Consider the following 13,536-nt stretch of genomic DNA (forward strand, 5'->3'; position numbering starts at 1 on the left):
TTCCTAGAAATAGATGTGTAATGAAAGGTGTGGATGTTATGAGATTAAAGGGGAAAATTTGTCTAATCACGGGGGCTGGTTCTGGCATAGGTAAAAGCACAGCACTTCTTTTTGCAAAAGAAGGTGCCGTTGTGGTTGTAAATGATATCAATGAAAATGATGGAAATCAGACAGTACATGAAATTACTCAATTAGGCACAGAAGCACTTTTCATTAATGCTGATGTAACTGATTCCTTCTCGGTCAAAGAAATGATCCAACAAGTCATCGAAAAATACTCTAGAATTGATGTGCTTTTCAACAATGTTGGTATTAGCGGAGTAGGCCAACTGCATGAAATTGAACCCGAAGACTGGGATAAAGTGATCAATGTCAATATTAAAGGTGTTTATTTGCCGAGTAAATACGCCTTGCCCTATATGATGAACAGAAAAAACGGCTCTATTATTAACATGTCATCATGTATTGCTGAAATTGGTCTGGCGCGAAGAGCATCATATGCCACGACAAAAGGAGCCGTTTTAGCACTTACAAAATCAATGCAAGTAGATTACGCTCCTTACAATATTCGTGTGAATGCATTGTTGCCTGGAACGATTCTCACTCCTTTCGTGGAAAACTATTTAAAAACATCTTACGACAATCCAGACGAAGCAATTGAACAAATCAAAACCCGTCAATTAAGCGGTGAACTTGGAAGGCCGGAAGATGTTGCAAACGCTGCACTATTTTTAGCTTCTGATGAATCTAAGTTTATGATGGGATCTCCACTTTATGTTGATGGCGGTGTCGTCTTTGGTAAGAATGCATAAAAGAATAGAGCATAATAGATTAAGAGGAGGAGTATAGTTGAAACTTTTAACTTTTGTAAAGGATGGGAAGCCATCACTTGGTGTGAAAACAACCTACGGGATCGTTGATGTGGAAGCTGTTTTATCCAATATTGGAGGCGATGACATACCATCAAACGTGATGGAAGTTATAGAAGGCGGACTGCCAGCATTGTCTGCATTAGAAAGTTTTGTAACTGGTCTTGAAATTTCTGGGGATGTTTCATATGTCTTGGATGAAAATGATATACAATGGGGGCCATGTGTCACACATCCAAATAAAATCATTTGTGTTGGACTTAACTACCGAAAGCATGCGGATGAAACAAATGCACCTTATCCTGAAGTACCGATCCTTTTTAACAAGTTTAATAATACATTGACAGGTCATCATTGTCAGATAGCCGTGCCAAAAGTGACTGAAAAGCTTGACTATGAAGTAGAGCTGGGTGTTGTTATTGGAACGAAGGCAAAAGATGTTTCACAAGATAACGCTCTTGATTATGTTTTTGGGTATTGTACTGTAAATGATTTGTCTGCAAGAGATTTGCAGCTTAAGACCCCTCAATGGCTGCTTGGTAAAACATGTGATGACTTTAGTCCAATGGGTCCGTATTTGGTCACTGCTGATGAAGTCGGAGATCCGCAAAACTTACGTTTAAAGACAATTGTCAATGGGGAAGTACGTCAAAATTCGGCTACGGCAGATATGATTTTTTCTGTTTCCGAAATTGTAAGTTATATTTCCAAACATATGACCCTAGTTCCCGGTGATATCATTTTAACAGGTACTCCTGAAGGAGTTGTGTTAGGGTTGCCGGAAGAAAAACAAGTTTATTTAAAGCCTGGTGATGTTGTGACGGTTGAAGTAGAAAAACTAGGTGCATTAACAAATACATTTGTTCCAGAAAAGGTACTGGATAAAGAATTGAATAGGATATGTGTGTGAATCGCCATTATCCTATTTTACACAAATTCTTTTAATGAAAATATAGAAAACAAAAGCTTTCCGCAGGATTGGCGTAAAGCCTAATTCTTTTTTTGAGGAAAAGAGGTATGTTTATGTTGAAGGGTATTCCGTTCATACTGTCCCCTGAACTAATAAAAATCCTTATGGAGATGGGACATGGTGATGAAATAGTGTTCGCAGATGGGAATTTTCCTGCTGCAAGCTGTGCACAAAGAATCGTAAGAGCTGACGGTCATGATATTCCGAAATTGTTAGATGCCACACTAAAATTTTTTCCGCTCGATACATATGTAGAAAAACCAGTATCTTTAATGGAAGTAGTACCAGGAGACAACACGAAGCCAGTAATCTGGGAAGAATACAGAATTATCGTAAAGAAACATGATGAATCTTTTACAGACTTTGATATGGTAGAAAGATTTGCTTTTTATGAACGAGCAAAAAAGGCATATACCATAGTTGCTACGAGTGAAAAGGCGACTTATGCAAACATCATTCTTAAAAAAGGTGTAGTAAGGGAATAGAGGTTTTACAACAGAAATTAAAAAAATGTGGTTCTGGTGTAAGATCATCGCTTTATAAGTTTCTGCATTTTAACAGATCATTTTTGCACCAGAACAATTATTTATGTTTTTTGCAACATAATGCAGATGAAACCGGTGCACCATACCCACAAGTACCCATTCTCTTTAATAAATTTAATAATACATTAACAGGGCATAAAAACGATATCGCCATTCCAAGAGTAACGGAAAAACTCGATTGTGAAGTGGAATTGGGAGTTGTTATAGGTAAGAAGGCCAAATATGTTTCAAAAACAGAGGCGCTGGATTATGTGTTGGCAATTGTACCGCAAATGATTTGTTTGCAAGAGATCTTCAGCTTAAAACACCTCAGTGGCTGCTAGGAAAACCATGTGATGATTTTAGTCCTGTCGGACCATATTTGGTTACTTCAGATGAAGTAGAAGATCCTCAAAAGCTAGCTCTAAAGACAATCGTAAATGGAGATTTTAATCAAGAACAACAAAGAAAATGGCATGAAAAGAATAATATTAAGACCCAATCTTGGAGTCCATTAGCTCGAGCAAATGAAGTCTTACAAAATAACATTATTCAGCAAATAGCCTACGATCATAACAAGTCTATTTCACAAGTTATTTTACGTTGGCATTATCAACTTGGGGCCATTGTAATTCCTAAATCTTCATCTCCTGCAAGAAAACTTGAGAATATTTCAATTTTTGACTTTTCTCTAGATGAAGGAGAAATGAGTCTTATTTCAGGATTAACTCGTTCTGATGGCCGGATTAACAATCAAGATCCTGCTATATATGAAGAATTTTAAACTATTAGGATGTTTCTCCTTTATAGAAACCTGGTGGATTCACGGGAAAAGGTTCAACAGATCCCCAAAGACAAAAACAATATGACTTAAGAGATATAGCTTTAGAATGATCGGATGAAAGCAAACAATAGTTTAGGAAAGATTAAACTTAGAAAAAAAGATTGGTAAGATTACGAGGGCACTGAAAAAAGTCCGTTTAATGCGAAAAGAAGCTAAACACCTACTACATATAGGTTGTTAGCTTCTTTTACTGTCTGGAAATCTTCGATAGTATACGCATCAGACAGGAAATCAGAGATGCATCTGTTCCGTTTGCTCGGTGCAGAATTTGAACCACTTGCCGAATCTCACCTTAGATTTACTGTGATTAGTGCAAAAATTTTAGTTTTCAACCTCGATATATCGAGTGAATTATTGGCTTATAAAGAAGATCAATATGACGCGGAAGAGGGTACTTTACTGAAGGGTTGCCTTCAAAGGAAGATTTAATAAAACAGTATTGGAAAAGTATGAATTCAATCGATGAGTTTTTAAAACACAAGCCATTTATGAACCCTGAATGTCGAAATTAAGTAGCTAAAATAGAGAAGGACAAACTGAACCATTTGATTCGTTCGTATTATTTTCAATAATATTCGAACCGATCTGTCCATCTATACGTTTACTTAGAACGAAGGGATAAAAATTCAGACATGATTATAAAAGGAGGGAATCAAAAAATATGTGAGATATTTACAGAAACCCAAAGTTTTAATTAGGAACTAAATTACGATCAGGGTGAAAAAAGGAATCAATCGAAACCATCTATAAACAATTACAAACCGTAATAGAGGAATGATTTATATTGGGGTACGAATTCTTGGTTAAATGAAGGTATTTTGTCTATGGTTGGTGATTACTGATGTCCTGTTTACCTGTTGTACTTGCGTGGTGCTATGGAACTTATTCGCGTGTCTTTATATCTGTTATATAAAAATTATCCATCGAGGTGAAGAAATGTTTAAAAAAATGAAATTTAATAGTGTATTGATTGCAGTTTTAATGTTTGTTGTTATTCTTCCGAATACTATTTTTGCCTCATCTGCTGAGCACAAAAGCCCTGTGGCAGAGGAGAGCTTCGATGGCAGCATCACCAACAACTCTCTTGTCATAAGTCCCGACGAGCAGATTGCGATTGTTTCAGATAGTCGCGAGCAATCCATCCGTATCTATGACCTTGCTAAAGGCACTTTACGTAAGGAAATCGATGGCTTTGTCACACCGAGGAACATCGTGTTCGTTGACGGTGGCTCAGAGTTCGTCGTCTCGGACAGCACGCTCGGAACTTTGCGCTTCTACAACGCAAAAAGCCTAACCTTAAAGGATGAAATCGTGATCGGTCCAGGTGCATTCGGTACCGCTGTCAGCCCTGATGGAAAGACGCTGTATGTGAACAATCAGGCGCACAGTTCTGTAACCATCGTGGATCTTGAGAAACGCAAACCAACTGCGGTCATCACCGGTTTCGCTCAACCGCGCCAAGGTATTAAAGTCTCTCCAGACGGACGATATGTGTTTGTGACGAACTTTAAGGGAGATAAGGTGTCCGTACTTGATGCGGCCACTAAGAACATCATACGTGAGATTACCGGTTTCTCTATGATTCGTGGAATCTCCGTAACTGCCGATGGTGGTACATTGTATGCCGCAAACAGCGGTCGTGACAGTATTTCCGTGGTGGACACCTCTCAAGGACAAATCGTCAACGAGGTAAAAGTTGGACGTGAGCCATACGGTGCAGCCCTATCGCCTGATGGCACCCTGCTTTTCGCAAGCAGCAAGGCGGACAATACTATCGATGTGATCAACGTCTCTGATAACCGTGTGATTAAAACAATCAGCGGTTTCACAGAACCCCGGCAAGCCATTGTCTTTAGCCGGGATGGAGAACGCGCTTACGTCCTTAATCGTGATCTCTCCATCGCCCGTGTGGATGTAAAAACCTTTTCCATCACCGATACGATCCGTGATGAGTCAAACAAATATAAGCTTCAAGTGTTAAAATCGGACGGAATCGGAAAATATTTAGCAGACGATCAAGGAATGACACTTTATTACTTCACAAAGGATGCATCGGGAGTAAGTAATTGTAAGGATAAATGTCTTGAAATTTGGCCTCCATTCCATGCAGAAAATATGGTGGCTCCTAATGGATTTAACAAAAGCGACTTTGGAACCATCACAAGAGAAGATGGGCAGAAGCAAACAATGTATAAAGGCCACCCTCTTTATTACTTTTTTAAAGATAAGCAGGTCGGTGATATAAATGGACAAGGCGTAAATAATGTCTGGTTTGTTTTGGACAAAAAGATTTTTGAGAAATAAGCAATAGCCTCAAGTGACATAACCGGTATAAGCAAAAACGGTTCTGATGCAAAAAGAATCATATAGCAAAATCAGCAGCCATTCGGCTGCTTCAGAGTGTAGACAAACCCTATTTTCTAATATCATATTGTTGAAATAGGGTTTTTTCTTTCGTTTTATTCGTATATTTAGATGTCTTTTTGTAAAAAGACCACAATATCTTGTGCCTGACTTTTGGTATAAAAATAGCTGTCGACTTTGTCGACAGCCTGCAGCAGCCATTCGGCTGCTTTTTATTTTGTTTTTTTCCACCCTTTTGCGCTGCGAATCGTACAAGTACGCAATACGAGCTAACCTTTCAGCAGCCTGAGCCTCCGCCCTTCACATGCTGAAAGCTAAGTCGGATGTCAGCCAGTCAAGGGGCAAAAAACTTTTTGATTACCACTTCGTACCATCAAAAAACTTTTTGTGCATATCCCTTGACCGTCTGCCTATGCTGCTTGTTCGTTCTCCATGTTAAAAGGGGGAAAATCATCTCCTTTAGGGAAATGACTCGCTCACAGCGCAAAAACAAGGGAGGAAAAACCAATGGCAAAAACAAAAAGTAAAGCACTAGAGGAAATCAAAGACCAATTAGATCAAGGGATTCAAGAACTGATGACGAGTGAGAAGTTTCACAAGTGGCTGCAATTCCTTTCTAGTTTCCATAGCTACAATTTTATTTCCGGCTTCTTTGCTTACAGGTTGGTTATGGCAGATATTTGGCGCTGAAGTTTCATTCTTTATAAATGGGATCATAGCAAGTTCAGTAGGCAAGATTTAACTTGTTCTGTGGTGAGATAAAATTGGTAGAAATGCTTTTCAGTAAAGAAATTGTTGTTTATTGGTAAAATTGTTGGGGCATGTTAGTAAAATCCTAGAAAAATTAAACATGGAAGGATGCATTAATATGCTTGATGAAAAAACCATTTATATTGTACAATCAACCGCCCCTGTTTTAAAAGAGCATAGTAAAGAAATAGGAAAACGATTTTACAAGCTATTATTTGAAAAAGTTCCTGACTTACTTAACGTCTTCAATCAAACGAATCAAAAAAGAGGTCTCCAGCAGGAAGCATTAGGATATGCAGTTTATGCAGCTGGAGAATACATTACAAATCTGGATGCTATTAAACCAGTTATTGAAAGGATTTCTCAGAAACATCGTGCCATTGGAATAAAACCTGAACAATATCCAGTTGTAGGTGAAACGTTACTTCAAGCAGTAAAAGATGTCCTTGGTGATAATGCAACAGATGAAATTATTGAAGCGTGGGGTAAAGCATATGGATATATATCAGACGCTTTTATTAGTCTTGAGAAAAAACTTTATGAAGAAACAGAACAACAACCAGGAGGCTGGGAAGGATATCGGACTTTTTATGTAGATAAGAAAGTAAAGGAAAGTGATGAGGTCACATCATTTTATTTAAAGCCCAAAGACGGAGAAGCTATAACTTCGTATAAAGCTGGTCAATATCTTACGATTAGGGCAGAAATCCCTGGAGAGAAATACACGCATATTCGTCATTACAGCCTATCTGAAGCACCTGGTAATGATTATTATCGTATCAGCGTTAAGCGTGAAGATGAGCATGGAAATTCTCCAGATGGAATTGTTTCAAACTATCTACATAATCAGATTCAATCTGGTGATGCACTTCAATTTTCCGCACCTGCTGGTGATTTTGTTTTCAACAATGATAATGTACCAATTGTGCTGATTAGTGGAGGAATTGGGATTACTCCTTTATTAAGCATGTTAAATGCAATCGTAGAAGAAAAAGCATCACGTCAAGTTACGTTCATTCATGCTACAAGTAACAGCAAAACACATGCTTTTAAAGAACATGTGAAGCAATTAGAAAACAACTACGAAAATGTAAAGTCATTTGTTTGTTATAATTCACCAACTGAAGAGGATAAAAAAGCAAAAAGCTATGATAAAGAAGGTCATATTGACTTGGACTTCCTGCAATCCATACTCGCTACAAAAGAAGCTGATTTTTATTTCTGCGGTCCAATTCCGTTTATGGAAGCGATTATTAAAGCCTTAAATGAATGGGAAGTTCCGAAAGAACATATACACTACGAGGTTTTTCGTCCAGTGGCAATGTTGGGAGAAGAAGATATGAACCTGTGAATGATGGTGAAACGAGTCAACATATGATGTTGACTTTTTTTACATTTCTACACGGTCATGTGTCATTAAAACTAAGGTCTTGTTCAAATACCATGAAAATAAGTTTCTTCAAGATTAGAAAAATGACAATACTCAATCGTTAAAAAAAAGAGGAGAGCGTTAAACTGGAGTCCAGATCTACCAGTACGACAAAGGGATGTTGCGTGCGAAAGGATGATCATAGATGAGGAAATTGCAGAAGTAGGCGCAGCAAACTATGATATGAGAAGTTTTCGTCTGAATTATGAGGTGTGTGAAGTCTTGTACAGTGCTGATGTGGCAAGGGAACTCACACAGCAATTAGAGCGTGATCTTACTGATTCTTTACCCTTAAGAATTGAAGACTTGCTGCAATGATCACTAAAAGAGAGAATTATTGAGAAGGTGCACGCCTGCTTTCTCCATTATTATAAATTAGTATATCTATAATTAGATTTAAAAAATTATCTTTGTATAAAAATATAAAATGGAGTAAATCCGTGTTAGAAGAACTATTAGCACGGTTTTTTATTTATGATGAAATACAGTACAAAAAGAGGTAATACTAGAAGCTAGGATTTTAATAATACTTATAATTTATATATAGTGGTGGTGAACATCTATCAAGGAGCAGACTATTTTTGTCTTCTCATCCATTGTGTTGCAACCCATTTTTCTCCAGTTGTAATTGGCGCTCCACCATGTAAAGTTAGTTCGTTTACGTTTTTATCGTTATAGAAATATTCGAAATACACCGCCATCCCTTTTTGTGGGGATACTGAAAAATTCAGTTTAGGAAAAAAAGTTTCTCCCCCATGCTCCACATCATTTAAGTACATGACGATTGTGCTAATTCTATTATTTTTTGTTGCTTTACTTGTAGATGTAAAAAAATCAAAATGAGCTTTATACTCTTGACCAGGAGTATATTTAAGAATTTGAATACCATCCCCATGTTCAATGGGTATATTCATAATAGATGATAATCTTTTTTCAATTTTGGTAATGATGTCATTTTCATTTTCTTGAAAAAACATACTACTACTTGTTCTTATCTCATTTACTTCGTGTGTAACTCCGATTTTAGAACGATGCATTTTGTCTTTTGACAATCTAATTAGTTCGTCACATTCTTCGTCACTCAAAACATTTCCTAAAATTACTATTAGTGGTTCTTCTAATCTAGCAATTATATTAATTTCTCTATCTTCTGTTTTGATTTTATTTCCAATGTGATTAAAAATAGTAAGTTCTTTACTATTTGATTTTTTACTATCAATTGTCAACTTTCATCGACCCCTTAAAAGATTTAATTTTCAGAATGATTAATTTGTATTGTTTCTGTAAGCGGTTATCTAAATTATATCATGAACCTCCCGTTATATAACTGTTCCTTATTCAGCTAACAACCGAGATTTGTTTTTAAGAATTCAAAAAAGAGTTCTTTTAGGACAAGAAACATACTAAGGTTATATAAGTTCGTAGGACAACTCTCCTATTTTTTACAATATTTAGAAAATATAAAAGAATATAGTTAATTATGTTGAATAATAATAAGAGTTAATTTTAAGAATGAGGTGATATGATACTTACATTAAAACTTTTAAGTCTTAAATTATATTTTAAGGAGGTAATAGAATGGGAAATTCCTCGTAAATAATAGTCCTATAAATAAATAGGGTAACCTTATGGAAAAAAGAAGGGAGTGTGCCTGCCTAAAAGTCTGAATATTCAGTTTTAAAAAATACTATACGAGGAGGAACTAGAGTGAGAAGTAGGTGGAGAGTCCGTTTATGGTCAATGTTTATGTCAAGTGTGATGCTGATTTCGATCATGCTGCCAGCATCTTCTTTTGCTGAAGAGAATTATTCAAGAAATAAAATTTCTGTCGATGATAGCTCAAACAAAATAAACAAAAGGCTAATGAAGGAATTTAAAAAGAAGGAATACACCACATTTATCGTCATGATGCAAGAGCAAACCAATACATCGAAAATCGCAAAGGAAGCAGAAAAGCAATCTAAACAACAGAAACTCTCCTCAGTAAAATCTCTTCATGCTAAAAGATCTGCAGTGGTATCTGCACTACGAACAAATGCAATAGAAACTCAACAACAGGTTAAAACAATATTACGTAAAGAGAAAATGGCAAAGCGAGTAAAGGAGTATGAGTCCTATTATATCGTTAATGCATTAGCTGTTACTGGAAAAAAGGAAACAGTAGAAAAACTCGCTGAATTACCAGAAGTAAAAAGTATCATTCCAAATGGAGTTCAAAAGCTTTCACCAATCGTACCTAATCAAGAGAAAGGAGCAGTGAGTACAGAAGCTGAGATTGCAGAGGAAGATGATCCAAGTGTAGAATGGAATATTTCACATATTGGTGCTCCAAAGGTTTGGGAAAAAGGGATTAATGGAACGGGTACTGTTGTGGCTAGTATTGACAGTGGCGTTGATTGGCGTCATCCAGCATTGCAGGCAAAATATCGTGGTTACAACCCCGAAACCCCAACAAAAGGTTCCCATGAATTTAATTGGTATGATCCCGTCTATAAAATTGGAGAACCTGTAGATTCAGTAGGACATGGGACACATACAATGGGCACTATTGTCGGGCAAGAGCCTGATGGAAAAAACAAAATTGGTGTAGCTCCAGGAGCGAAGTGGATCTCGGTTCGTGCATTTACCTCCGAGGGAGGGGAAGATCGCCATATTTTAGCAGCTGGCGAATGGGTGTTAGCTCCGAAGGATAAAGATGGACAGCCACATCCAGAGATGGCCCCAGATGTTATTAATAATTCATGGGGAGGTAATCCAGAGTACAATGAATGGTTCCGCCCAATGGTTCAAGCGTGGATTAATGCGGGGATCGTACCTGTATTTTCAGCAGGGAATTCATCCATCTTTATGGCAAATGGACCAGGAACCATTTCTGCACCAGGGAATTATCCTGAAGGAATAGCGGTTGGAGCAACCGATAGTGTGGATAAAATCGCTTCCTTTTCGTTCAGAGGACCATCACCATATGGTGAAATCAAGCCTGACTTAACAGCACCTGGAGTTTCAATCCGTTCGTCGACACCTAGAGGCAATTATGAAGGGGGATGGAATGGAACATCAATGGCTGCCCCACATGTAAGTGGAGCCGTTCTCTTGTTGCGCCAGATTAATAGTCAAATGACAGTAGAACAAATAAAAGAGCTGCTTACATTTACAAGTACCCCTAAAACCGATGAACAATACACAGAAACACCGAATCATACATACGGTCATGGTGTGTTAAATGTAGAAGCAGCAGTCAATTCGGTCATCAACGGTCTTGGAGAAATTCATGGACAGATTAAGCAAGATGGCATAGATACGGAGCCTCCAACATTGGAGTTTGACGAGCAAAAAACGATGTATTTAGGAACAGACCAGCATTTGTTTATTCGAGTAAAGGACAATGTAAGTGTAAATAGCGTCACATTAAAGGTCCGCCAAGACGGTCAGAAGGATTGGGCAACCTTAAAGGCTAATCGTACATCTGGTAACCATCAGGATGGAGTGTATGAAGCTGTAATTGAAAAAGATCAATTAATTGGATCTAAGCTTCGTTACTATTGGATTATTGAAGATTTTAGTGGGAACTTAATACAAAGTGATGTCGTCGATGCATCTATTTCTGAAGGATTGACCGTTGGATATAGGGAAAATTTTGAATCCTATCCATCTGGATGGTTCTCTTACGGCCGCCATAATGAGTGGCAATGGGGTGAACCGACATATGGCCCTGAAAAAGCAGCATCTGGAACAAAAGTTTATGCGACCAATTTACGAGGAACCTATAGTACCGGAGCCAATATGACATTGCAAATGCCTCCTATTCTTGTTCCAAAGGAAGGTGCATTTATTTTATTTAAGCAATGGTACAACATGAGTTATTTTGACGATCTAGGAAGTGTATTAGTTTCAACAGACCAAAAATCATGGAAATCATTGGCTGAGATTAAGAGCGGAAAAAAAGAGTGGCACGATCAATTTGTTGATCTTTCTAATTATGCAGGACAAAAAGTGTATGTTGCATTTAATTTAAAAATTGAAGGCTCAGTTGGGATTGAAGGCTGGTATATTGATGATCTTCGTCTTCTTTCGAGCGGGAATTTTACAGAGGAATTGCAGAAAACAATCCAAACTTCTGAGCGAAAGAAGAATTCGCTTCTATCCAAAGAAACAATCGAATTACCGAAAGAGAGCATAGAGTATCCATTGGAGAGTCAGTCAATTAATGATGCAGAAGTATCAGGACTACCGTTAAATGCAACTGTATCTGTCTTAGAAACGGGGCGTACTGTTACAGCAAGTCCTGAAAATGGAGAATATAAATTACTCCATCCAAAAGGTTCGTACACAGTCAAAGCTGAAGCCTACGGATTTGCTTCTAATACACAAGCCATTACAGTCGATAAAGACTCTAGGACTGAAGTGGATTTTACACTTGATCCATTACCAAAAGGAACAATCCAAGGAACGATCACTGATCAAAAAACGGGTAATCCAGTTAAAGGTGCAACAGTGATGGTCCTTGAAGATGCAGCCATTAAACCGGCTATCACAGATGAAAATGGAAATTATTCGCTTGGAGTCTATGAAGGAAACTATACTTTGTATATTTTTGCTAAAGGATATCACAGCTATAAGATAGCAGCAGAGGTAAAACCGAAAAATACACTTGAAACCAATGGAGCTTTGCAACCGTTTATTGGCACAGCGAGTGAAATTGCCTATGATGATGGAACAGCTGAAACCTCTTTTGCATTTCCAACGGCAGGAAATGCGTGGTCCGTAAAAATGACAGTCCCAGATGGAAAAGAAGCGGCTATTCTTGGCGCCAATATACGTTTCTGGAACACGTTATGGCCGCGTCCGGGTGGTACGAAGATTGAAATCGCCATCTATGACTCTGCTGGAAAAAATGGAATGCCGGGGAATCGGTTAGCTGGACCAGTAAAAGCCGACGCAAAAAGAGATCAAACCGTCTGGACACATGTGGATTTATCCGATTTAGGAGTGGTCGTGGATGATGATTTTTATATCATATATTTCCAAGCAGAAGATTACCCATATGCACCGGCAATTGCCACGGATAAAAACAGTGCATGGAAGGGACAAAGCTATCAATTTTTAAAGGGAGATCAGTGGTATCAAACTCCAAAAAATGAAGGAAACTATATGATCCGTGCCAATGTGTCTATTTATGATAAGGATGCACCACCTATTGAAGACATTTTGACAATTGATACTCCTATAGATGGAAGTAAAACAAATCAAGAAACAGTGACGGTTAAAGGGAAGGTGCAAATGCAAGATCTTAAAGCAGTAGAAGTAAATGGACAAAATGCAATTGTGAATGAGGATGGGTCCTTTGAAGCAAACCTCTCCATCCATGAAGGAGAAAATGAAATAAAAGTAATCGCAAGAACTGGAAGTGGCAGGGAGCTGACAAAGTCTGTAAAAGTGTTTGCAAAATTAACTGCTCCGGTCATTCAAAAACTTAAGCCAGATAAGGATGCATCATTCAAGGCAGGACAAACTGTAAAAATAGAATTTGAAAGTGAACCTAAATTAAAGGCGACCTTTACCATTCAAATTCCAGGACTAGAAGACGCTAGATTAACTGACATACAAATGGAAGAAGTTAAAAAAGGCTACTATGTTGGTTATTGGGAAGTTCCAACAGATATACTGGCAAGGGGAGCAACGATTGAAGTCAAGGCTGTAGATGATTTTGGAAATGAAACAAGGAAACCAGCTTCTGGAAAACTATTTATCAATACGAGAATGTAAACTATTATAGTAAAAGGAAG

At 37.8% G+C, this 13,536-nt stretch carries 8 protein-coding genes and 2 pseudogenes; 9 read left to right on the forward strand and 1 reads right to left on the reverse strand.

The genetic code is table 11. The features are described from left to right. The first annotated feature begins 38 nt into the window (after positions 1 to 38). The 8 genes and pseudogenes from LIT25_26340 to LIT25_26375 all read left to right on the forward strand — a co-directional run bounded on the left by LIT25_26340 (position 39) and on the right by LIT25_26375 (position 8,068). Complete coding sequence (locus tag LIT25_26340) at positions 39 to 812, forward strand: glucose 1-dehydrogenase (GenBank protein USK36661.1); 774 nt, start codon at positions 39 to 41, stop codon at positions 810 to 812. A gap of 37 nt (positions 813 to 849) precedes the next feature. Further along, complete coding sequence (locus LIT25_26345) at positions 850 to 1,779, forward strand: fumarylacetoacetate hydrolase family protein (GenBank protein ID USK36662.1); 930 nt, start codon at positions 850 to 852, stop codon at positions 1,777 to 1,779. Between the two features lie 113 nt (positions 1,780 to 1,892). Continuing rightward, positions 1,893 to 2,324 carry an L-fucose mutarotase gene (gene fucU, locus LIT25_26350; GenBank protein USK36663.1) on the forward strand — a complete coding sequence of 144 codons (432 nt, stop codon included), beginning with the start codon at positions 1,893 to 1,895 and terminating at the stop codon, positions 2,322 to 2,324. A gap of 119 nt (positions 2,325 to 2,443) precedes the next feature. Then, positions 2,444 to 3,147 (forward strand): annotated as a pseudogene (locus LIT25_26355) (fumarylacetoacetate hydrolase family protein). A 996-nt stretch (positions 3,148 to 4,143) separates the two neighbouring features. Continuing rightward, entirely contained in the window at positions 4,144 to 5,511 is a 1,368-nt protein-coding gene (locus tag LIT25_26360) for a beta-propeller fold lactonase family protein (protein ID USK36664.1), read from the forward strand. A gap of 567 nt (positions 5,512 to 6,078) precedes the next feature. Then, positions 6,079 to 6,261: a hypothetical protein gene (locus LIT25_26365; GenBank protein USK36665.1), complete on the forward strand. Its 183-nt coding sequence runs from the start codon at positions 6,079 to 6,081 to the stop codon at positions 6,259 to 6,261. Between the two features lie 178 nt (positions 6,262 to 6,439). Next, entirely contained in the window at positions 6,440 to 7,672 is a 1,233-nt protein-coding gene (hmpA, locus tag LIT25_26370; GenBank protein USK36666.1) for an NO-inducible flavohemoprotein, read from the forward strand. Positions 7,673 to 7,838: 166 nt separating this feature from the next. Further along, positions 7,839 to 8,068: pseudogene (locus LIT25_26375) on the forward strand (phospholipase D-like domain-containing protein). A 257-nt stretch (positions 8,069 to 8,325) separates the two neighbouring features. Here the strand turns inward: LIT25_26375 and LIT25_26380 are convergent. Next, positions 8,326 to 8,976 carry a 2OG-Fe(II) oxygenase gene (locus LIT25_26380; protein USK36667.1) on the reverse strand — a complete coding sequence of 217 codons (651 nt, stop codon included), beginning with the start codon at positions 8,974 to 8,976 and terminating at the stop codon, positions 8,326 to 8,328. A 481-nt stretch (positions 8,977 to 9,457) separates the two neighbouring features. Here LIT25_26380 and LIT25_26385 point away from each other — a divergent pair, with 481 nt between their 5' ends. Further along, positions 9,458 to 13,516, forward strand: coding sequence for a S8 family serine peptidase (locus LIT25_26385; GenBank protein USK36668.1), 4,059 nt, complete (start codon positions 9,458 to 9,460; stop codon positions 13,514 to 13,516). Positions 13,517 to 13,536: the final 20 nt, after the last annotated feature.

Origin of the sequence: Bacillus sp. F19, from assembly GCA_023823795.1 — a bacterium.
Lineage (GTDB): Bacteria > Bacillota > Bacilli > Bacillales > Bacillaceae > Bacillus_P.

Bases quoted from the DNA above. Each gene is read 5' to 3' on its own strand.
- LIT25_26340 (USK36661.1), top strand. From the start codon at position 39: ATGAGATTAAAGGGGAAAATTTGTCTAATCACGGGGGCTGGTTCTGGC.
- fucU (USK36663.1), top strand. From the start codon at position 1,893: ATGTTGAAGGGTATTCCGTTCATACTGTCCCCTGAACTAATAAAAATC.
- LIT25_26360 (USK36664.1), top strand. From the start codon at position 4,144: ATGTTTAAAAAAATGAAATTTAATAGTGTATTGATTGCAGTTTTAATG.
- LIT25_26365 (USK36665.1), top strand. From the start codon at position 6,079: ATGGCAAAAACAAAAAGTAAAGCACTAGAGGAAATCAAAGACCAATTA.
- hmpA (USK36666.1), top strand. From the start codon at position 6,440: ATGCTTGATGAAAAAACCATTTATATTGTACAATCAACCGCCCCTGTT.